Origin of the sequence: Streptomyces pinistramenti (assembly GCF_020564935.1) — a bacterium.
In the GTDB taxonomy this organism is placed as follows: domain Bacteria; phylum Actinomycetota; class Actinomycetes; order Streptomycetales; family Streptomycetaceae; genus Streptomyces; species Streptomyces pinistramenti.
Genome location: NZ_JAJCXB010000038.1, coordinates 31,164 through 52,186, shown reverse-complemented (window position 1 = coordinate 52,186; position 21,023 = coordinate 31,164). Strand labels below are relative to the sequence as shown.

Here is a 21,023-nt window from a genome sequence, read left to right as displayed (position 1 = left end):
CGGGTACGCCATGGGGCCCTCTTGCGCGGCGCGGGACAATGGAATGCGGCACTCGACCCTGGAGGTACGTTCATGTCCGAGCCGCGACCGGCTCCCGACCCACGCGGTACGGCACCCGCTCCCCGGCGCCTGAAGCCCGCGCCCCTGCTCTTCGAGCCGCCCGAGGCGACGGCGGATCCCGAGCACTTCTTCGACCTGGAGTCGATGGAGGACCCGCGGGAACTGCTCGGCCGCTCCACCGAGCTGGCCCTGGCCTTCCGCGCCGCGGCCGACCGTGCGACGGAGTACCAGGCGCTGGCCGCCGCCCAGCTCGCCGACCCCAAGCGCTTCGACCGGCTGCCGCTCTCGGCGCTCGCCGAGCGCGCGGAGTGGACCGAGGACTACGCCCGCAAGATGGTCGAGTTCGGCCGGACGCTGATGCGGGACGGCGGCTCGCGTCCGGACGGCGGGGACTGACCGGCGTCGGGCCGCCCAGTTCAGGCCCGGCCGCGCCCGCTCCCGTTCCGCACGTACCGGCGGCCCGTGGTCCTCGACCATGGGCCGTTGGCATATGCGGGGAGGGAACATACTCCTTACCGACCCGTAGTGTCCCGTTTTCCGCCAACCTCCGGTGGCAGTCCCCCGCGGCTCGGTAGACCTGTTCCCATGAGCGACCGGCTGCCCGAACCTTCCCGTATCCCGTTATCCCCGCCTTTCCCGACCGCCTCCTACGTCACGCTCGCCGGAGCCGACTGGCTCGCCTCCGCCAGCCCGCATCCTCACAGCCTGCACACGCTGTGGGCGCAGCGGCCGACCGCTCCGAGCGTGCTGCCCTGCGGCACCGCCTTCGACGTGATCAACGCCCCGGCCCTCTTCGGACGCCGGATGGTCGACCGCCTGTGGACCGACGGTCCCGGCTCGGGCCCGGTGGCCACCCACCACGGCAGGATCCTGCTCTTCGCCGCCCCCGGCACCGCCCACCGGCTGCCCGCGCTCCTCGGCTGGGAGGAGTGGGTACGGGCGGTGCCGCCGCTGCTGTGCCACGGCAGCGGCGACGCGGTGACCATCCCGCCGCTGCACCCCTGCCACGGCCACGGAGCCGACACGACGCCGCCCGCCGCCCGCTGGCTGGTGGCGCCCGACGTCCGCTCCCCGTGGCTGCCGGGGCCCGACGTCCTGCTCTGGGCCTGCGTACGCGCCGCCCGCGCGGAGACCGGCTCCGCGGACGCGGTGGGCGCCCAGGCCACGGCGGAACCGGCCGGCGCCGTCGGCCACCGGTCCCCGGGACACCCGGTCACCGCCCTGACCTCCCGCTGAAGCCTCCGCAGCCCCGGATCGATTTTCGCCCTCCCCGATCCGGGTGCTAAGGTTTTCCCCGTCAGCAGGCGCCGCTAGCTCAGTTGGTTAGAGCAGCTGACTCTTAATCAGCGGGTCCGGGGTTCGAGTCCCTGGCGGCGCACAGACAGACGAAGGCCCCCACTCCGGTGGGGGCCTTCGTCGTATCCGTCAGCGCCGGTCAGCCGCGGGTCAGCTTGACCGTCCAGTCCCCCGCCGCCGTACGTCCTGTGACCTCCACGCGCACCCCGTCCTCGCGGTCGCGCAGGCTCTCCCCCACGCCCAGCGGCGCATCGGCGAGCGGCGGGTGGACGGACGTGCCGCGGCAGGCGGAGGTGCCCGGGTGTCCGTCGATGACCTGCACGGGCCCTGAGCCGGACGCGGTCTCATTGCGTACGCGGTAGACGAGGAGGCCCTCGCGGCACACCGATCTGTCATTGCCGCTCGCGTCGCGGACCTCCATGACCAGTGCGCTGCCGGGGCCGGTACGGACCACCAGGAGCCGTGGCCGACGCTCGTCGCCGGGCTCCATGGGCGCGGACAGCGGCCGCAGGGTGTGCAGGGCGTGCCGGGTCAGCCCGGCACAGTCGATCTGCTTGTCGGTCAGCCAGCCGAGCTTCCACTTGTGCCAGCCGAAGGGGTCGGGAGCCAGGCCGAACTGGCTGCCCATGAGGTCCCAGTCGCCGACGTAGGTGTCCCAGTTGCCCTTGTTGTCCTGCGGCCGGTGATAGAGGTCCGGCAGGTCGAAGACGTGCCCGGTCTCGTGGGCGAGGACGTTGCGGTCCGGCGGGCTCTGCTCGAAGACGGTGACGAACCGCCGCAGGTCCGCGTTGTCCGCCCGCATCGGCTGTTCGAGGTTGACGACCTTGGTGGCGTCCGAGTCGACTCCCGGCGCATCGGGGTCCGCGACGAAGTAGACGATGTCGTAGCGGCTGAAGTCGATGGAGGGGTCAGCGGCGGCGACCGCGTCACGGAGGTAGGCCGAACGCTTGCCGTCCACCCAGTCCCGCTGTATGCCGTAACTGCTGGAGGGGTGCGGCATCCGGATCCACTTCTTGTGGACGTGCGGGCGCAGCCGGAACTTGCCGTAGGAGGCGCGGTCGAAGAAGCGGGAGGTCTCCGGGAAGTAGTCCCGGGAGAGTTCGCCGACGTCGGTGACGGGCCGGGAGTCCGGGAAGGAGAGGAAGATCATCACCGCGTCGAGCGTGCCGCGGGGGCGGGGGTAGGCGTCGTTCCAGGTGTCGACGCCTTCGGAATGGTGCGCGTCGGTGCGCCCCAGGGCACACGAGAGGGTGGCTTCGGATGCGGTGGCCGGACCGGCCACGATCGAGGTCGCTATCAGTGCGCTCAGGGAGGTGACGACGGCGGCGAGGCGTCGCAGTCGTCGGTGGTCCACCCCGTCGGGTGTCCGGGCGGACGGCACATCAGCCTCCAGGGAAGGAAGGGGAACACCTCACCCACCCTGTGGTGATTTAACGCTATTCGTCATGTTTCAAGAGCCAGCGGAGTGAGCGGCGCGTCGCCGCCGGAACGTAACAGAACGTAACAATCGACCATTGGGGCAATGTGCGCGAACAGACGCGAGCAGAATTGGCCGAACTTCCGTCACACGTGCCGATGATCACGGCAGTGTCGCTGGATCGGCCGCTGCGGCAGCCTCTATGATCGCCACACTTTCCAGCGCGAGATCCCCCCTCCATCACGAGACATGCGCCATGCGGGAGCGAGCAGTGAGCGGACACCCCGACAGGACGGGCCGCACGCCCGGAGCGACACTGCCCTCCGTGACGGAGCGTAACGGTACGACCAAAGAATCCGGAGTATGCGCCGACCTGCAGGCCGTCGCCCGCGAGGCCACCGGCGCCCGCGACGTCCCCGAACCGGCCCACGAGAGCCCGGCCGCCTCGTTCGGCGACTACCGCACCGCCTTCCACGCCGCCCGCCTCCCGATGGCCGTACTCGACCGCGAGGGACGGATCCTCACCGCCAATCCCGCCTTCGGTGAACTCCTCGGCACCGACCCCGGACGACTCATCGCGGCCCCCGCGGCCGACCTCGCCGACCTCGGCTCCGACCCGCGGGTGCGGGCCACCTACCGCGAGGTGCTGAGCGGCCGCAGCGACCGGCTGCGCTGCACCCGCCGCCTCAAGCACCCCTCGGGGCACACCCTTTGGGTGGAGATCAGCGTCGAGCCGCTGCCCGGCGGCGAGCGGCTGCTGCTGTCCGTCGCCGACAGCAGCGACCGGCACGACCTGCTCGCCCGGCTGCGGCACCTTCAGATGCACGACCCGGTCACCCGGCTGCCCAACCGCGCGCTGTTCTTCGAGCGACTGTCATCGGCACTGGAATCGGCCTCGGTCGCGCCGACGGGCACCGGCCGCATCGGCCTCTGCTACCTGGACCTCGACGGGTTCAAGGCCGTCAACGACACACTGGGGCACCGCGTGGGTGACCGGCTGCTGAGTGCGGTGGCGCAGCGGCTGACCCACTGCGCCGAGCGCGCGGCGGACCGCGGCCTGGGGGCCGGCCGCGGCCATCTGGTGGCCCGGCTGGGCGGGGACGAATTCGCCCTCCTGGTGGAGGACTCGACGGGAACCGACCAGCTGTCCGAGCTGGCCCAGTGCACGCTCGACGCGCTGCAGCGGCCGTTCGACCTGGCGGGGCAGCGGCTTTCGGTGTCGGCGAGCATCGGCGTCGTGGAGCGGGCCGCGGCCGGCACGACCGCCACCGGCCTGATGCAGGCCGCGGACACCACGCTGTACTGGGCCAAGGAGGACGGCAAGGCCCGCTGGACGCTGTTCGACCCGGAGCGCAACGCCCACCGGATGACCCGGCAGGCGCTCTCCAGCACCCTGCGGCCGGCCGTCGACCGCGGCGAGTTCACCCTGGAGTACCAGCCGCTGGTCGGCCTGGACGACGGCCGCGCCGAGGGCGTCGAGGCGCTGGTGCGCTGGCGGCATCCGCAGTTCGGGATGCTGTCGCCGAATCGGTTCATCGCGCTGGCCGAGGAGAACGGCGCGATCGTCGAACTGGGCCGCTGGGTGCTGGAACAGGCGTGCCGGCAGGCCCGTTCCTGGCAGCTGGAGCGGCCCGGTGCCCGGCCGCTGTTCGTCAGCGTCAACGTCGCCGTACGCCAGGTGTGGGACTCCGATCTGGTCGCGGACGTGGCCGGCATCCTCGCCGCGACCGGGCTGCCGCCCGAGCTGCTCCAGCTGGAGCTGACCGAGTCGGCGGTGATGGGCTCCGCCGGGCGCCCGCTGCAGGCCCTCCAAGCGCTCAGCGACATGGGCGTGCGGATCGCCATCGACGACTTCGGGACCGGCTACTCCAACCTCGCCTACCTCAGCCGCCTCCCCGTCTCGGTCCTCAAGCTCGACGGTTCCTTCGTCCGCGGATTCCGCTCGCAGGAGCATCCCAACCCGGCGGACGAAACGATCGTGGAGGCGCTGGTCGCGCTGGCGCACCGGCTCGGCCTGACGGTCACCGCGGAGTGCGTGGAGAGCGCCGAACAGGCGGCGCGGCTGCGGCGGATCGGCTGCGACACCGGCCAGGGCTGGCTCTACTCCCGGCCGGTGCCGCCCGAGCGGATCGACGCGCTGCTCGACGCCGGCGGCCGCACCGCCGGCTGACCCGCCCACAGTCCTTCGGGGCGGCCCGCGTACGGGTCGCGGCCGGCGCCTCCCCGCGCCCGCCGCGGCCCGCACGCGGATCGCCCCGAAAGCCGGCGGTCAGCCCTGCGGCAGGCCGTAGGCGTCGGCGATCAGTTCGTAGGAGCGCAGCCGTTCGGGGCCGCCGTGCGCATTGGCGGTGATCATCAGCTCGTCGGCGCCGGTCCGCTTCGCGAGGTCGTCCAGGCCCTGCCTGACGGTGTCCGGAGTGCCGTGGATGACGTTGCCGAGCCAGTTGTCGACGAAGTCCCGTTCCGGCGCGCTGAACGGGTACGCCGCCGCCTCATCCGGGCTCGGCACCAGGCCGGGCTGGCCGGTGCGCAGCCGGAGCATGGACAGCGCGCCGGTCATCACCTGCCGGCGGGCCTCCCGCTCGTCGTCGGCGGCCAGCGCGGCGACACCGATCAGGGCGTACGGCTCGGACAGCACGTCCGACGGGCGGAACGAGGCACGGTAGAGGTCGAGCGCGGGGACGGTGTTGGCGGCCGAGAAGTGGTGCGCGAAGGCGAACGGCAGGCCGAGCGAACCGGCCAGGCGGGCGCTGAAGCCGGAGGAGCCGAGCAGCCACAGCGGCGGCCGGTGCGGCGACTGCACGCCGCCGGGCGAGGTGGCCTGGACCGGTCCCGGCACCGCGTGGATGCGCGCGTACGGATGCCCGTCGGGGAAGCTGTCGTCCAGGAAGCGGGTCAACTCGGCGAGCTGCTGGGGGAAGTCGTCCGCGCCCTCGTGCAGTCGCTCGGTGCGGCGCAGGGCCGCGGCGGTGGCGCCGTCGGTGCCAGGGGCCCGCCCGAGTCCGAGGTCGACGCGGCCCGGGGCCATCGCCTCCAGGGTGCCGAACTGCTCGGCGATGACCAGCGGCGCGTGGTTGGGCAGCATGACGCCGCCGGAGCCGAGCCGGATGGACGCGGTGTGCGCGGCGAGGTGGGCCAGCAGCACGGCGGGCGAGGAGGACGCGACGCCGGGCATGGAGTGGTGCTCGGCGACCCAGTACCGGTGGAAGCCGCGGCGTTCGGCCGTACGGGCGATGCCGACGGCGGTCCGTACGGCATCGGCCGCGGTGTTGCCCGCGCCGACCGTCACCAGGTCGAGTACGGACAGGGGGACCGGCGCGGTGCCCCTGGCCGCGCCACGGATCTCATCACCGGTGTCCCGGATCTCGTCGTTGGTGCCGCTCACGGGCGGATCCTCCTCGCGTCGCTGGTCTGCGGGAAGGATAACCGGAGCAGTTCTCCGGTTATTCCCGTGCGGTCGTACGGGATGCGCCAGGATGCGTCCGGTGGGTGGCCGCGACGCCACGGCGACCCACCGGACACGCCCTACAGCTCCTGCGGCGCGCTGCGGGCGAAAAGGGTGCCGAGGGCGGGGCGGGCGAGCGGGCGGTCGAGGAGGCGCAGGCCCTCCCAGACGGTGACCTGATTGGCGGTGAGCACCGGCTTGCCCAGCTCGGCTTCGAGGGCCGGCAGGTGGGCGGCGGTGTGCAGGGCGGTGTCCGGCAGCAGTACCGCTTCGGCGTCGGGATGGTCGCCCGCCCTGGCCAGTGCCAGCACCTCGTCCCGGCCCCAGGTGCCGACCTCGGCGGCCGTGATGATGCCGCTGCCGCGGGTCGAGACGACCTCCGTGCCGGCGGATTTCAGAAAGGCGTGGAAGTGGTCGGCCACGTCGGCCGGATAGGTGGCGGCAATCGCGACGCGACGGGCGCCGAGCGCACGGACGGCGTGCGCGAAGGCGAAGGAGGTGCTGGACGCGGGCAGCTGGGCGGCCACCGACAGCTCGCGGACCTGTTCGTGGGCGCCTTCCCAGCCGAAGACGAAGCTGGCGCTCGTACAGGCCCAGACGACGGCTTCGGCGCCGCGCTCCTTCAGCTCGGCCACCCCGGCGGCGAGCCGGGCCGCCGAGCCCATCTCCAGCAGCGCGTCCACCCGGTGGGCGTCCTCGCCGATGTCGGTGTGCACCAGCGGCAGCCGGATGCCGCCCCCGAGCAACGAAGCGAGCCGGGGATAGTCGTCCTCGGCGGAGTGGCCGGGGTAGAGGAAGCCAACCGATGCCATGCAGCTCTCCCTTGCGCGTACGGATGCGGGTACAGGAGGCGCGGCCGCCGCCCGCGAAGTGCGGGGACCGGCCGCGCCGGGGGTGCCGCCGGGTGGTGCCCGGCGGTCGCCGGGCACCGGCTGCTCAGACCGGCGGCTTCGGCCTGAGTTCGTCCGGTGGTTCGCCGGTCTCGCCCGGGTCGGTCTCGGGGGCGAGCGGCGGGCCCGCGAAGGCGGCTTCGGGCGTGCCCGCCGGGCGCCGATCGGGCGGCACGTCGGATCCGGACATCGCGGCGGGACCGCTCCGCGCCACCGGATCCAGCAGTGCCTGGTAGGGGCCTACCGCTTGGGCGCCGATGGCCCGCAGGGCGGCCCACATCGTGACCTGGTTGGCGGACAGCACCGGCATCCGCAGCTCGGCCTCCAGCTGCGGGATGACGTCGTAGGTCGGCAGGTTCGTGCAGCTGATGAACAGTGCGTCGGCTGCGCCCACCACGGCCGCTCGGGCCATGTCGACGACGTCGCGGTACGGCACTTTCCAGATGTGCCGGGTCAGCCCGAGGTAGGCGCGGCCGGTGACCGTGACACCGGCCTCGCCGAGGAAGTCCTCCAGAGAGTCGGTGACCGATTTCGTGTAGGGCGTCACCACGGCAATGCGCCACGCGCCGATCTCGTGCAGCGCTTCGATGAGCGCGCCCGATGTGGTGAGGGAGGGGACCTCCCCCGCCTGGGCCATGGCGGTCGTCATGGCCCGCTCGCCCGCCATTCCTCCGACGAAGCTGCCGGAAGTGCAGGCATAGGAGATGACCTGCGGGGACACCGCGCACAGCGCCTGCACGGCGGAGCGCAGCGTTTCGTGCTCGCTGACCAGACGGGCCAGGTCGAGGCTGACCTCGACGGGCACGAAAGGAGTACGGGTGAGGTGGAGGGACACGTCGTCGGGCACCCAGCGCCACAGCTCGCGGTCGAGTGCGAAGTCGAAGGGCGCTACGACACCCACGCCGAGCTGGGGCTGTGGGCCACCGAGAAATGAGACGTCCATGAAGGCCCCTAGAAGAACGAAGGGCTGGATTGGCCAGGCCATGACCAGGGGGGTTTTGGAGCAGCCGGTATAAGCCGGGACGTCGGAACAGAGCCGTTGTTGACACGGTAGATACGACTTCTTAGCGTGGTCAATCCTCGCATCTCAGGCATCTGTCGGCGCCCCCTTCAGTAAAGGGGACTCACGTTTCAGAACGGTTGCAGGCCCATGTCCGAAAACACCGTCCTTGTCCTAGGTTCTGACCCGCCGCCGAAGCTGGACCGGCTCACCGGCCGGGCCCGGGTGATCCACGCCGACGAGACCACTCTCGCGGACCTACTCCCTTCCGCCGACGTGCTGTTGGCCTGGGATTTCACTTCCGACGCGATCCGCAAGGCGTGGCCGGAACAGGGCCCGCACCCCCGCTGGGTCCACACCGCTAGCGCCGGCGTGGACCGGCTGCTGTGCCCCGCGCTGATCGCCGACGACACCCTCGTGACCAATGCCCGCGGCGTCTTCGAGCAGCCGATCGCCGAATACGTCGCCGGCCTCGTCCTGGCCATGGCCAAAGATTTCTACGGAAGTTGGGAGCTCCAGCGGCAGCGGCGCTGGCGGCACCGCGAGACGCTGCGGCTGGCCGGCAGCCGGGCCGTCGTGGTGGGTTCGGGCCCGATCGGCCGGGCCATCGGCAGCACGCTCATGGCACTGGGTGTCCACGTCGATCTGGTGGGCCGCAGGGAGCGGACCGGCGATCCGGAGTTCGGCACGGTGTACGCGTCCGACGCGCTGCATCCGCTGCTGGGCCAGGCGGACTGGGTGGTGTGCGCGGCGCCGCTGACCGACGCCACCCGCGGCCTCTTCGACCGGCGGGCGTTCGCCCTGATGCGGCCGCAGACCCGCTTCATCAACGTCGGGCGCGGCCCGCTGGTGGTCGAGGACGCGTTGATCGCCGCGCTGCGCGAGTGGCGGATCGCGGCGGCCGCGCTGGACGTCTTCGAGGAGGAGCCGCTGGCGTCCGACAGCCCGCTGTGGGACGTGCCGCACCTGATCGTCTCGCCGCACATGAGCGGTGACACCCTGGGCTGGCGGGACGCGCTCGCCGAGCAGTTCCAGGACAATTTCGACCGGTGGTCGGCCGGCGAACCGCTGCGCAATCTCGTCGACAAGCGGCTCGGTTACGTCCCGGTGCGATAGCCGCTCCGGCGCCTCCCCCCTCCCCGCCCCGTCCCCACCGCTAGCCCCGCACCCGGCCGCCGCCCCGCCTCGGGGCGGCCCATCGCACGGAGGACGCCATGACCGAACCGACCCAGCTCGCCGACCTCTCCGCCCAGCGGCTCACGGCCGGTTACGCCGCCGGCGAGTTCTCCCCCGTCGACGCCACCCGGGAGGCGCTGGAGCGGGCCGAGGCCGCCCGGTCCCGGACGAACGCGTTCACCCGGATCGACGGCGACGAGGCGCTGGCCGAGGCCAGGGCGTCGGAGGAACGCTGGCGGTCCGGGCAGCCGGCCGGTCCGGTGGACGGGGTGCCGACGACCGTCAAGGACCTGCTCCTGACCCACGGCCGCCCCACGCTCCGCGGCTCGCTGACCATCAGGCCCGAGGACGCGGCCTGGGACGAGGACGCGCCCGCGGTGGCCCGGATGCGCGAGTCGGGCGCGGTGTTCCTCGGCAAGACGACCACGCCGGAGTTCGGCTGGAAGGGTGTGACGGACAGTCCGCGGCACGGGGTGACAGGCAATCCGTACGACCCGGGGCGCACCTCGGGCGGCTCCAGCGGCGGCAGCGCGGCGGCGGTCGCGCTGGGCGCGGGGCCGCTCAGCCTGGGGACGGACGGCGGCGGATCGGTCCGTATCCCGGCGTCGTTCTGCGGGATCTTCGCGCTCAAGGCGACGTACGGGCGGGTGCCGCTGTATCCGGCGAGCCCGTTCGGGACGCTGTCGCACGTCGGGCCGATGGCGCGGGACGCGGCGGACGCGGCGCTGCTGATGGACGTGATCAGCGGCCCGGACTGGCGCGACTGGTCGCAGCTCGGACCGGCCGCCGGCTCCTTCCGGGAGGCGCTGGCCGGTCCGGTCTCCGGGCTGCGGGTGGCGTACAGTCCGGCGCTCGGCTGGGACGTGCCGGTGGCGCCGGACGTCGCGGCGGCGGTGCGGTCGGCGGTGGAGACGCTGTCGGCGCTCGGCGCGTACGTCGAGGAGATCGATCCGGGGATCGAGGATCCGGTGGAGGCGTTCCACACGCTGTGGTTCAGCGGCGCGGCGCGGGTGGTGGAGCACCTGGACGCGGCGGCCCGTGAGCTGCTGGATCCGGGGCTGCGGGAGATCTGCGCGCAGGGCGAGCGGTACAGCGCGCTGGACTATCTGGCGGCGGTGGACACCAGGATGGCGCTCGGCAAGGCGATGGGCCGCTTCCACAGCGCCTACGACCTGCTGGTGACGCCGACCGAGCCGATCACGGCGTTCGAGGCGGGGGCCGAGGTGCCCGCGGGTTCGGGGCACACCCGCTGGACCGGCTGGACGCCGTTCACCTACCCGTTCAACATGACGCAGCAGCCCGCCGCGACCGTGCCCTGCGGTCTGGACGGCGACGGGCTGCCGATCGGGGTGCAGCTGGTCGGCGCGCGGCACGCGGACGCGCTGGTGCTGCGCGCCGCGCACGCCCTCTACACGGCGGGAGTGGCCGACATCCCTAGGCCCGGCGGAAGTTGAGGGTCTCGCCGAGCGCGCCGGCCCGCCAGAGGTCCTGGCAGGCGTCGGCCATCCGGTCGAGACCTTCCACGACGGAGCCCCAGACGATGCCGGGCACCCAGCCCGCGTCGCCGTTGATCAGGAGGTTGTTGCGCTCGTAGAAGAGCGCGAGGTCGACGACGGTGGCGCGGCCCTGGTGCCCGGCCTCGGACTCGTAGCCGTAGGAGGCGGTGCCCAACTGGGTGTCGCTGAAGGTGAAGTAGCACAGGTCGCCGGGGATCGGCGTGATGGTGGGGTTCTCCAGCGGCGGCTCCTGCGGGGCGAACGGCGGGACCAGGGCGTAGATCTCGTTGCGGGCGTACTTGGCGTGGTAGACGTCGCCGCCGAGCGGCAGGGCGTCCCAGACGGCTTTGCAGGTGATCGGCGCCTGCGCGTCGAGCAGCTTCGCGGTGCAGCTCACGCCCCGCTTGTCCAGCGAGATTTCGATGAATCGGTCGGCCATGTGGCCTCCTGTCGGTCCTCTGCGGTCTCTTGCCGGTCTTTTCCGGGCGCGCGCCGTGAGCGCCCTGCGTGTCCGGTTCCTGGGTATCCCGGTGTGGGGCTCCGGGCCGGTACCGGCGGGCCGCCCGAAACGGTGAATTCCGTGACACCCGTACGGAACAGCATCACCACTGGGCCCCACCGTCACACATATGCGCCAACCCCCCATGGCGTTCCAGGGGTTACACATCCGGCACCCGCACCGTAAGCACTCATGCCGGACTTCCGCCACACTTCCGCAACGCTTTCCGCGGGGCCGGAAATGATCTGCATATTTTCGTCAACTCCGGGTAGCCGCGCGCCCATGGCACCACCACAGGGGAACGATTCAGGCAAGAGTGTCAGAGGAATCAGCCGCCGCTCACTGCTGACAGGAGCGGCGATTCTGGGTGCGGCAGGCGCGTTGGGTGCGACCGCGGGGTGCTCCCGCGTCGACGTCACCGGCGCGACGGACGGGGGACATCTGCTCGACGAGCTGCGGGAAAAGAACACCGTACGCATGGGGATTGCCAGTGAGCCGCCCTATGCGTCCATCAACAAAAAGGGCGAACTGACCGGCGAGGCACCGGCGGTGGCCGGCGCGATCTTCAAAAAGCTGGGTATTGCCCATTTCGAACCGGTGCCGGTCGAATTCGGCGCGCTCGTGCCGGGGCTGCATTCCTTCCAGTACGACGTGATCGTCGCGGGAATGTTCATCAACAAAGCCCGCTGCCAGGCCGTCCTCTTCTCCGATCCGGACTACGAATCGAAGGACGGATTCCTGGTTCCCAAGGGAAATCCGCACCGCATCACTTCCTACCGGGACGTCGCCGAGGGCGGCTTCCGCATGGGCTCCGGAATCGGCTACGCGGAGATCGAGTACGCGATCGGCAACGGCGTGCAGAAAAGCGCCATTCAGACCTACGGCGACCAGATCGCCGGCATGGAGGCGCTGGAGGCCGACCGGATCGACTGCTTCGCGGGCACCGCGCTGACGATGATCGAGGCGCTGAAGGCCGGGCACCACCCGAAGGTGGACATGACGGAGCCGTTCACCCCGGAGGTCAAGGGCGAACGGAAGCGGGACGGCGGCGGTTACGGCTTCCGGACCGGCGAGACGAACCTGCGCGACGCGTTCAACCGCGAGCTGCACGCGATGAAGAGGAGCGGCGAACTCCTGCGTATCGCCGAGCCGTTCGGCTTCACCAAGGAGTTCATGACCGATCTGACCGCGAAGGAGCTGTGCAGCCGGTGACCGGAGCACTGTGGGAACTCTTCTTCCAAGGCGTGTGGATCACCGTCCAGTTGATGGTCTACAGCGCGGCGCTGGCCGCCGCCGTTGCGTTCGGCATCGGCATGGCGCGCACCTCGCGCTTCTGGATCGTCCGCTTCCTCTCCGGCACCTACATGGAGATCTTCCGCGGCACGTCGGCGCTGGTCCTGATGTTCTGGCTGTTCTTCGCCCTGCCGCTGCTCGGCTGGCAGCTGGCCGGCGTCTGGGCGGGCACCCTCGCCCTCGGCCTGTCCTACGGCGCGTACGGTTCGGAGGTCGTGCGCGGCGCCCTGCAGGCCGTCGCCCCCGCGCAGCGCGAGGCGGCCATCGCCCTGAGCTTCTCGCCCTGGCAGCGGATGCGGAAGGTGATCCTCCCGCAGGCCGTGCCCGAGATGCTGCCGCCGTTCAACAACCTGCTGATCGAGCTGCTCAAGTGCACCGCGCTGGCGTCGCTGCTGTCCATCGGCGAGCTGACGTTCCAGGCGAAGCTGGCGCGGCTGTCCACCGGCCAGAGTGCCCAGGTCTACGGCATCATCCTCGTCCTCTACTTCGTCATCGCCTTCGCGGTGACCCGGATCATGCGCCTGCTGGAGCGGCGGGCCAAGGCGTCCGTCGGCCGCGCTCCGGAGCCGTCCGCCGGCCGGCTCTTCCGCAAGCCGTCCGCCGCCGGCCGTGAGGCGCTGACCACCGGAGGGGGAAGGCCGTGAACACCTGGTCATGGGGGTACGTCGGCGACATCCTGCCCGACCTGCTCAAGGGGCTGTGGATCACCGTCCAGGCGACCCTGTACGGCTCGCTGGTGTCCTTCGCGCTCGGTCTCGTGTGGGCGCTGGCCCTGCGTTCGCCGAGCCGCCGGCTGACCTGGCCGGTCAGCATCGTCGTCGAATTCATCCGCAACACCCCGCTGTTGGTGCAGCTGTTCTTCCTGTTCTTCGTGCTGCCCGGATGGGGGCTCACCTTCCCTCCGCTGGCCACCGGCGTCATCGGACTCGGCCTGCACTACTCGACGTTCACCGCGGAGGTCTACCGGGCCGGCATCGACGGCGTGCCCGCCGGCCAGTGGGAGGCGGCGACCGCGCTGAGCCTGCCGCGCCGGCGCACCTGGAGCGCGGTGATCCTGCCGCAGGCGTTCCGCCGGGTGGTCCCCGTGCTCGGCAACTACGTCATCGCCATGTTCAAGGACACGCCGATGCTGGCCGCCATCACGGTGGGCGACATGCTCTTCCAGGCCAACAGCATCAGCGCCGCCACCTTCGACTACATGGAGCCGATCACCGTCGTCGGCGTCCTGTTCATCGTGATCTCGTACCCCACTTCCCTCCTCCTGCGAGCCCTGGAGCGCCGTCTTGTCCGCTGACCCGAACCTCCCCGAAGAGACCGCCAACCCGGCGGTGGACGGTACCGAGTTGATCCGCTTCGACCACGTCACCAAGCGGTTCGGGGCCCACACGGTCCTGGACTCGCTGGACTTCACGGTCTCGTCGGGCAAGCACGTGACGCTGATAGGCCCGTCCGGATCCGGCAAGACGACGATCCTGCGGCTGCTGATGACCCTGCTGACGCCGGACGAGGGCACCATCAAGGTCGGCGGCGACTACCTCACGCACGAGGAGAAGGGCGGCAGGCTCGTGCCGGCCGGCGAGAAGCACACCCGCGAGGTGCGCAAGAACATCGGCATGGTCTTCCAGCAGTTCAACCTCTTTCCCAACATGAAGGTGCTGCGCAACATCACCGAAGCCCCGGTGCACGTGCTGGGGCTCGGCAAGGAGGCGGCCGAGGAGCGGGCCCGCGGCCTCCTCGACCTCGTCGGCCTCACCGACCACGTCGACAAGTACCCGACGCAGCTCTCCGGCGGCCAGCAGCAGCGGGTGGCCATCGCGCGGGCCCTGGCGATGCGCCCGCAGGTGCTGCTGCTGGACGAGGTGACGTCGGCGCTGGACCCGGAGTTGGTGGCAGGCGTACTGGACGTGCTGCGGGACATCGCCCACACCACGGACATCACGATGCTCTGCGTCACCCACGAGATGAACTTCGCGCGGGACATCTCGGACGACGTGCTGATGTTCGACGCGGGCCGGGTCATCGAATCCGGTACACCGGAGAAGATCTTCACCGAACCGGAGCACGAGCGCACCCGGGAGTTCCTGAGCGCGGTGCTCTGAAGCGGTGCGGTAACGGACGTCCCACGGAGCCCGGCCCTTCCCGGGCCGGGCTCCGCCGCGTGCACCGGGGCGCGCGAGGGGCCCGTGCCCGGGGGTGCCGATGCCGTACGTGCACTGGCGCGCGGGCGTGCACCGGGGCGCATTACTGTGCCTGCGGCATATGCCAGCGCGGTGCGGCCCTGGACAGGCGCATGCCGGCCCATGCTTTTCGGTCAAGACCCCCTCCACCGAGGGCCGTTGGCCGCTATCGTGGTACGAGCCCCGCTGTCCGGGAGCGTTCGGTCCCCGCCGTTCGCGCCTGCGGACGACGGTCACTACGCAAGCGGTACCAACCTGCTAGGGGGACACCGTGGCGCTGAAGCCCGAGCCGACCGCGCCGTTCCATTCGGTGCAATACGCCCTTCGCGTGCTCGAAACCATCTCCCGGCACGCCAGTGGCGTGACCGACGTCCAGATCGCCCGCGAGACCGGCCTGCCCACCGGCCATCTCGCCCACCTGCTGTCGATGCTGCAGCGCGAGCGCTACATCGAGCAGGTCGCCGACGGGGCGTACGTCGTCGGCGAATCGCTCCTTCTGCTGGGTACCGGCGGCGACCGCGACCAGGCACTCCGGGACAAGCTGCAGATCACCCTCGACGAGCTGCGGGACTCGGTCGGTGCCGCGGTCTACATCAGCCGCTACATCGACGGCGAGGTCCGGATCCTGCACTACGCCGACGGACCGCTCGCTCCCAAGGTCAACGAGTGGGCGGAGTTCCGGCGCACGGCGCACGCCAGCGCGGTCGGCAAGTGCCTGCTGGCGCAGCTGGACCACGACGGCCGCAAGGACCACCTCTCCCGACACAAGACCGCCCGGCTCACCTCCCGGACGATCACCAACGAGCGGATCCTGCTGCACAAGCTCGACAGCCAGCCGCCGACGGTCCCCGTCCTCGACCTCCAGGAATACGCCGTCGGCACGGTCTGCGCCGCCGTGCCGATCACCGCCGGATCGACCGTCGGCTGCCTCGCCCTGTCGATGCCGCTGGAGCACGCGCACCGCCTGCGGCAGGCCGCCGATGCCCTCAACCGCAGGGCCGCCCCGGTGCTGCTCTCGCTCGCGCTCTGATCCCGCGGGCCCGGTCACGACGCCGCCCGGCCACGGGGCGGGCGGCTTCGTGCCGCTCGCACCCCGTACGCATCCGGCCCCCGGTCCGCAGATGGTTCGGAGCACCCGCCGGGACCGGGTAGTATTTCTTTCGTCAGCGCGCGCCGCTAGCTCAGTTGGTTAGAGCAGCTGACTCTTAATCAGCGGGTCCGGGGTTCGAGTCCCTGGCGGCGCACCTGTGAAGTGGGCGTTCTCGGTTTTCCGGGAGCGCCCACTTCGGCGTTCCGGCACGGCCGGAGCGCTCAGCCGTCCAGCAGGTGGTTCCGCTCGCGGTCCCGGTAGAGCGCCAGCAGTGCGGCCCGGTCCGCCGTGTCGAACGGCCGGTATCCGGACCCGGCCGGCCCCGCCTCCAGTGGCGTCCACCACACCGGGTCCACGCAGCGGAAACCGGACCGCCGGAGCACTACCCGGTGCACCTTGCCGGTCGCGGTGACCGGCAGCTCCGCCATGGCGCGGACGAAGCGCGGCGCCATCTTCGTGCCCAGGTCGGGCTGGGCGGCGAGGAATGCCGCGAAGTCCTCCGGGTCGAATGCTGCGGGGGCGGGCAGCGCGACGGCGGCCATCACCTGGTCCCCGGCGACCGGGTCGGGCACGGCGTAGACCGCGACGCCGCGGGCCGGCTCGTACCGGGACAGGATGTTCTCGATCATCGCGGCGGCCAGATTCTCGCTGTCGACGCGCAGCCGGTCGTCCGTGCGGCCCGCGAAGTGGAAGAAGCCCGCAGCGTCCCGGAAGAAGAGGTCGCCGGTCCAGTACCAGCCGGCGCCGGGACGCGTACCGGATCCGGCGCGGGTGCGGGCGGCGGTGGCCTCGGGGTTGCGCCAGTAGCCCTCGAAGGCGCTGCGGCCGCGGTTGACGAGTTCGCCGATGGCCGCCTCGCCGTTCAGCAGCCGGCCGTCCCGGTCCAGCCGGGCGCGCGGCAGCTCGGCGCCGGTTTCCCGGTCGACGACGGCGAGATCGTCCCCGGGCGCGGCCCGTCCGATCGCGCCGGGCGGGGTGCCGGGCGAGCGCTGGAGCGCGGCGCCGCCCTCGGACGAGCCGTATCCCTCGACGAGCCGGACGCCGAACCGCTCGGCGAAGCGGGCCGCGTCGACGGCGCCCGCCTCCGTACCGAAGCCGGCCCGGAGCGTGTGGTCGCGGTCGTCGGGGCCCGGCGGGGTGGCGAGGAGGTACTGGACGGCGCGGCCGACGTAGGTGAAGTAGGTGGCGCGGTAGCGGCGGACGTCGGGGAGGAAGGCGGAGGCCGAAAACCGTCGGCGCAGGGCGACGGCCGCCCCGCCCGCGAGCGCCGGTGCCCAGCCGGCGAACACCGCGTTCCCGTGGAACATCGGCATGCAGAGGTAGTGCACGTCGTCCCGGCACACCGTGAAGTACCGGGCGAGCGCGTGCCCCGCGGCGGCCAGCCTGCCTTGGGTGCACAGGGCGGCCTTGGGGGCGCCGGTCGATCCCGAGGTGAAGGAGAGCAGCAGCCGGGACGCGGGCGCCGGCACGCCGATCCGCGCCTCTCCGGGGCGGGCGGCGGCGTACGGCTCCAGCCGGGACCGGTAGGCCGGGTCGTCGACGACCAGGATCCGCTCCGGCGGAAGGGGCAGTTCCAGGCCGTCGAGCAGTGGGAGGTGGGCGCGCTCGGTGATCAGCAGCGCGCAGCCGGTGTGGACGATGTCGCGGGCCAGTTCGGGCCCGCGGCGGGTGGGGTTGATGCCGACGACCGCGGCCCCGGCGAGCGCCGCCGCGCTGATCCAGAGCGGGTATTCGGGGACGTTGTCGAGCAGCACCCCGACGTGCGGCTCCGCGCCGCGCGGCAGCAGGTCGCACAGCAGCGCCGCCCGCGCGGCGGCCCCGGCGGCGAGCTGGTGATGCGTGAGGTCGCCTTCCGCCGAGCGCACTCCGACACGGTGGTCGCCCCACTGTGCCGTCACGAGCGCGGCCACGGTGGCGGGGGCCGTTGCGGTGTCCGCGGTGCGGCCGAACTCCCCGTTGTCCTCGGTGCCGTTGGCTGCCATGCGGCCGGAGGATAGTTGACTGTGCGTCAGATGTGGAGGGGTGCCGGGTGTCCGCGCTCAGGTCCGCCCGCGGCGCGTGGGTGCCTGGCCTCCGGATGCTCGGACCGGCCCGGCCCGCGAACCCGCAAGGTGAGGACTTGCGGGCCGGGGACGCACGGGGCCGGGCGCGGGGCCGGCGGTTCCGGAGGCCAGGCGGTCAGGGGCCGTGGGCGGGCAGGGTACGCGCGCCTGCCGGCCGGGCCCGGGTCAGGTGAGGTCGACGTCCGAGCAGGCGTAGAACGCGTTGCCCGTGTCGGCGATGTTCCAGACGCCCAGGATGATGTGGTGGCCGGCCTTCTGCGTCGGGACGGTGCCCTGGTGCTGCACCGTCGCGTCCGGCTGCTTGCCGCCCATCGGCACCGTCATGAACGGCTGGGGCTCCAGGTCGGCGCGGGTCAGCGGCTTGCTCGGGTCGTAGCTGTCCTTGGTGATGAAGTACTCGAAGTCCGTGGTGGCATGACGGGCGGTCAGCCGCCAGGTGAAGGTGTATCCCTGCCCGGCGGACAGCTTGGTCGCCGGCCACTTGCCGCCGCGCGGGTCGTCCAGCTCGCCGAATCCTTCGTTGCCGCCGGAGCAGATCTTGCCGTCGGCGGGACCGGCGGCGGGGAAGCCCTTGGGGCCCTCGACGCTCTGGGGTTCGTAGGCAATCGCGCCGCAGTCCTTGACCGTGCCATTGGCGCAGAGCGCCTGGCGGCTGGGGGGTGCATCGCTGTAGCCGTGGCTGGACGCGCTGGTGGTGGCCAACAGGGAGGCGCCGACAACGCCGAGCCCGATCACGGCAGCACTGATCCTTTTGCGCATGCTTCGCTCCTGACGAACGTGGGGTGTTTCATCAGCGGGGGGGGAAGTGCGGTCTAGACCAACGGGAGACTAACTACGGGTGCTGGACATGTCCAGACCAATAACAACCGGACTTCCGGCTTCCGGAACGAGGCATGGGCGGGCCACCGGCAGTCCGCCGGCGACCCGCGTCTTTCCCCCCTGGCCGCCTCACGCCCTCATCAGGCAGCGGCGGCGAGGTCTCCCGAACCGGGCCGGGCGGCCGTGTGCACCAGGGTCGTGTACGTGCGCCGCAGCGCGATCAGCGACTCCTGCGCCTCGCGGTAGACGGCGGCATCCGGGCCGCCACGGTGGGCAAGGGTGCGGACCGGTGCGCAGTGCCGGTCCATGGCGCCGAGCCAGGCGCGGTGATGGGTGGGCAGGTGACGGCGGACCGACTGCCGCCCGCCCTCGCCGGTACGCCGCCCGCCGACGCCGAGCACCGCGTCCGCCGCCTGGAGCACGGGCGGCTCCAGGGCACCCTGGGCGGCCAGCGCGCCGAGCACCGCGCTCTGCTGCGCGGTCGCCGGAGCCGCCGCCAACTCCACGATTTCCTCCTGGAGTTGGGCCCGAAGCGCATGCTGGATGCGGACCAGGCGGCGGAGCGCGGTCGGGGTGGAGGAGTCGTCGGGCGACCGGCCTGCGAGGGTTTCGGCGAGCCGGAAGAGCCAGATGCCGTGCGCTTCGAGCCGCGTCACGGCCAGCATCAGCCGGTCGAGACGGCAGAGCGGCTGGCCTTCCGGCGCCCAGCGGACGATCGGCACCAGCTGTTCGGTACGGGCCAGTTGATCGATCGGCAGGTGCCGGCGCGGCTTGCGCTCCGGGGCCCAGTTGTGCAGCGACAGGGTGGGCAGCGCGACGAACTGGTCGTGGTCGATGCGGTGCGCAATCGCGGCCCACAGGTCGAGAAACGCCCCGTCGGCGGCCTGCCGCGCGGCCGGCGCCTGCGGGTCGAGCCCGTTCCAGCCGCAGGCCACCGCGATCACCGCGATCCGCATCGCCGCGGCCTCGGCGTTGCGCGGCGACAGACGCGAGACGCGCTGCCGCAGGGCGGCCAGTTCACCGGTGTGGCCGGCCCGTTCGACAACCGCGACGGCCGCCTCGCGGCCGGGGGCGACGGCCACCGCGCGCGCCGTCGCGTCCAGCCGCGTCCAGGTGCCGATCATGCTGCGCACCGGCGGCCGCTCCGGCAGGAAGCCGTGCGCCCGCGGGTCGTGCGCCCGTGCGTCGGCGGCCCGTTGGTCCGCGGCCGCGTCCGGCAGATCCGGGTGGCCGGAATCGGACTGCTGCCCCGGGTGGCCGCTCACGCCCTCGTGCCCGGCCTGCCGCTGCTCGGGCACGTACGCATGGCCTCCTTCGCGCGTGGCTGGCGATTGCGGGGCCGTGCGCTGCGCGGGCGGCGTCGGCAGCCTGCGCTGCGCCGCCCGCGTGCCGGGGCCGGGGTCGGTCGTGGTGGTCATGGTCGTCATCAGCACTTCCCCGCGAACAGCCGAGCCAGGTGGGTGTCCATATCCAGATAGCGGTGCTCGTGGCCGGGTGGCACGATCGCAACCGTCTGTTCCAGCCATGCGGCCAGTTCCCCCGTGCGCACCGACAGTTCACAGACGGCGTCGTCGGTGAACAGCTCGATGTGGATCCGGCGCTGCCCGTCCGTCTCACGGAAGGGCCACACCCGTACGTCCCCCTCGCCTTCCTCGCCGCGCAGCCCGCCCAGCAGCAGCTCACGGCCGAACAGCCACGTCGCGACCGTGGCGCCGCGGCTGAGGAACGCGACCTCGACCTCGTAGGGCCGGTCACTGCGGTAGCTGAACGTGCCGGTCACCGGAAGGGCGTCTTCCGGGCCGAGGACGAGCTGCATCTCAAGGGTGCGCTTGGCTGTCGACACCATGACGATCAACCTTTCCGAGGGGGGACGGTCCCGGCGGACCCGAGTTCGGGGTGCGCGTCTTAGCAGACGTGACCCAGAGGGGCAGGGTTGCAACAGTCGGGGCAGGAGTGACGGACACCATCGCGAACGCGGTCCTTACCGGCACGGCGGCCACGGCCCCCGCCGGCCCGCGGGCGCCTGCGGCGCGGCCCTGCACTGGCATTCCCGCTTCCCTCCGTCCGCGTTCCGCTCTTCTCTCGCCTCGGCACTCGCTTCAGCCTCGCAACTGGCGGGCGATATCGCATGTTGACGGGGCAACTGATGATCTAGCGCACCGAACTCGATCTTCACAGACCAATTCGGGGCAACCCATCAGTCGAAGGTCCCGAGATCACAGGACTTTCGCCCGCATCGGACGGGAATTCCGTGCGCTAGGAGACGACGCCATTTCCCGGCGCCACCCCTCGCGCCGAATCC

At 71.8% G+C, this 21,023-nt stretch carries 19 protein-coding genes and 2 tRNA genes; 12 read left to right on the top strand and 9 right to left on the bottom strand.

Annotated features, from left to right (window positions below; genetic code table 11):
• Positions 1–72: 72 nt before the first annotated feature.
• The 3 genes from LIU39_RS23570 to LIU39_RS23560 all read left to right on the top strand — a co-directional run bounded on the left by LIU39_RS23570 (position 73) and on the right by LIU39_RS23560 (position 1,438).
• Positions 73–456 (top strand): DUF8844 domain-containing protein, encoded by a 384-nt coding sequence (locus LIU39_RS23570; RefSeq protein ID WP_227048851.1) that lies wholly within the window; start codon positions 73–75, stop codon positions 454–456.
• A 129-nt stretch (positions 457–585) separates the two neighbouring features.
• Positions 586–1,296 (top strand): bifunctional DNA primase/polymerase, encoded by a 711-nt coding sequence (locus tag LIU39_RS23565; RefSeq protein WP_505016424.1) that lies wholly within the window; start codon positions 586–588, stop codon positions 1,294–1,296.
• 68 nt (positions 1,297–1,364) lie between these two features.
• Positions 1,365–1,438, top strand: a tRNA-Lys gene (locus LIU39_RS23560).
• A 57-nt stretch (positions 1,439–1,495) separates the two neighbouring features.
• On the opposite strand, the gene LIU39_RS23555 is transcribed toward LIU39_RS23560, so the two are convergent.
• Entirely contained in the window at positions 1,496–2,737 is a 1,242-nt protein-coding gene (locus tag LIU39_RS23555) for a M6 family metalloprotease domain-containing protein (RefSeq protein ID WP_227048849.1), read from the bottom strand.
• 361 nt (positions 2,738–3,098) lie between these two features.
• Here LIU39_RS23555 and LIU39_RS23550 point away from each other — a divergent pair, with 361 nt between their 5' ends.
• On the top strand, positions 3,099–4,943 hold the full coding sequence (locus LIU39_RS23550; RefSeq protein ID WP_372464024.1) for a putative bifunctional diguanylate cyclase/phosphodiesterase: 1,845 nt from the start codon (positions 3,099–3,101) through the stop codon (positions 4,941–4,943).
• Positions 4,944–5,042: 99 nt separating this feature from the next.
• Here LIU39_RS23550 and LIU39_RS23545 read toward each other — a convergent pair whose 3' ends face one another.
• The 3 genes from LIU39_RS23545 to LIU39_RS23535 form a co-directional block, all read right to left on the bottom strand.
• Positions 5,043–6,158, bottom strand: coding sequence for an LLM class flavin-dependent oxidoreductase (locus LIU39_RS23545; RefSeq protein WP_227048847.1), 1,116 nt, complete (start codon positions 6,156–6,158; stop codon positions 5,043–5,045).
• Positions 6,159–6,298: 140 nt separating this feature from the next.
• Positions 6,299–7,030 carry a maleate cis-trans isomerase family protein gene (locus tag LIU39_RS23540; RefSeq protein WP_227048846.1) on the bottom strand — a complete coding sequence of 244 codons (732 nt, stop codon included), beginning with the start codon at positions 7,028–7,030 and terminating at the stop codon, positions 6,299–6,301.
• A gap of 124 nt (positions 7,031–7,154) precedes the next feature.
• On the bottom strand, positions 7,155–8,051 hold the full coding sequence (locus LIU39_RS23535) for a maleate cis-trans isomerase family protein (RefSeq protein ID WP_227048845.1): 897 nt from the start codon (positions 8,049–8,051) through the stop codon (positions 7,155–7,157).
• Positions 8,052–8,258: 207 nt separating this feature from the next.
• Between LIU39_RS23535 and LIU39_RS23530 the strand changes: the two genes are divergently transcribed.
• Positions 8,259–9,224, top strand: a complete 966-nt coding sequence (locus LIU39_RS23530) for a D-2-hydroxyacid dehydrogenase (protein ID WP_227048844.1) — start codon at positions 8,259–8,261, stop codon at positions 9,222–9,224.
• Positions 9,225–9,322: 98 nt separating this feature from the next.
• Complete coding sequence (locus LIU39_RS23525) at positions 9,323–10,738, top strand: amidase (RefSeq protein ID WP_227048843.1); 1,416 nt, start codon at positions 9,323–9,325, stop codon at positions 10,736–10,738.
• Here LIU39_RS23525 and LIU39_RS23520 read toward each other — a convergent pair.
• A complete protein-coding gene (locus LIU39_RS23520; RefSeq protein WP_227048842.1) occupies positions 10,719–11,219 on the bottom strand; it encodes a DUF3830 family protein in 501 nt (166 codons plus the stop codon). The two genes, LIU39_RS23525 and LIU39_RS23520, sit on opposite strands and share 20 nt — an antisense overlap.
• A 342-nt stretch (positions 11,220–11,561) precedes the next feature.
• Here LIU39_RS23520 and ehuB point away from each other — a divergent pair, with 342 nt between their 5' ends.
• The 6 genes from ehuB (at position 11,562) to LIU39_RS23490 (ending at position 15,993) form a co-directional block, all read left to right on the top strand.
• Positions 11,562–12,491 carry an ectoine/hydroxyectoine ABC transporter substrate-binding protein EhuB gene (gene ehuB, locus LIU39_RS23515; protein WP_227048875.1) on the top strand — a complete coding sequence of 310 codons (930 nt, stop codon included), beginning with the start codon at positions 11,562–11,564 and terminating at the stop codon, positions 12,489–12,491.
• Positions 12,488–13,216: an ectoine/hydroxyectoine ABC transporter permease subunit EhuC gene (ehuC, locus tag LIU39_RS23510; RefSeq protein WP_227048841.1), complete on the top strand. Its 729-nt coding sequence runs from the start codon at positions 12,488–12,490 to the stop codon at positions 13,214–13,216. Before ehuB ends, ehuC begins: the two co-directional genes overlap by 4 nt.
• Complete coding sequence (gene ehuD, locus LIU39_RS23505; RefSeq protein ID WP_227048840.1) at positions 13,213–13,866, top strand: ectoine/hydroxyectoine ABC transporter permease subunit EhuD; 654 nt, start codon at positions 13,213–13,215, stop codon at positions 13,864–13,866. Before ehuC ends, ehuD begins: the two co-directional genes overlap by 4 nt.
• Positions 13,867–13,900: 34 nt before the next feature.
• Complete coding sequence (gene ehuA, locus LIU39_RS23500) at positions 13,901–14,671, top strand: ectoine/hydroxyectoine ABC transporter ATP-binding protein EhuA (RefSeq protein ID WP_372464025.1); 771 nt, start codon at positions 13,901–13,903, stop codon at positions 14,669–14,671.
• Positions 14,672–15,020: 349 nt separating this feature from the next.
• Complete coding sequence (locus LIU39_RS23495; RefSeq protein ID WP_227048838.1) at positions 15,021–15,779, top strand: IclR family transcriptional regulator; 759 nt, start codon at positions 15,021–15,023, stop codon at positions 15,777–15,779.
• Between the two features lie 140 nt (positions 15,780–15,919).
• Positions 15,920–15,993 (top strand) — tRNA-Lys (locus tag LIU39_RS23490).
• Between the two features lie 67 nt (positions 15,994–16,060).
• Here the strand turns inward: LIU39_RS23490 and LIU39_RS23485 are convergent.
• From LIU39_RS23485 to LIU39_RS23470, 4 genes are all read right to left on the bottom strand, one after another.
• Positions 16,061–17,821: an AMP-binding protein gene (locus tag LIU39_RS23485; RefSeq protein WP_227048837.1), complete on the bottom strand. Its 1,761-nt coding sequence runs from the start codon at positions 17,819–17,821 to the stop codon at positions 16,061–16,063.
• Between the two features lie 246 nt (positions 17,822–18,067).
• Positions 18,068–18,661 (bottom strand): lytic polysaccharide monooxygenase auxiliary activity family 9 protein, encoded by a 594-nt coding sequence (locus tag LIU39_RS23480; protein WP_227048836.1) that lies wholly within the window; start codon positions 18,659–18,661, stop codon positions 18,068–18,070.
• A 200-nt stretch (positions 18,662–18,861) separates the two neighbouring features.
• Positions 18,862–20,148, bottom strand: coding sequence for a hypothetical protein (locus LIU39_RS23475; protein ID WP_227048835.1), 1,287 nt, complete (start codon positions 20,146–20,148; stop codon positions 18,862–18,864).
• Positions 20,148–20,567, bottom strand: coding sequence for an SsgA family sporulation/cell division regulator (locus LIU39_RS23470; RefSeq protein ID WP_227048834.1), 420 nt, complete (start codon positions 20,565–20,567; stop codon positions 20,148–20,150). The genes LIU39_RS23475 and LIU39_RS23470 overlap by 1 nt, the downstream gene beginning before the upstream one ends.
• Positions 20,568–21,023 lie beyond the last annotated feature (456 nt).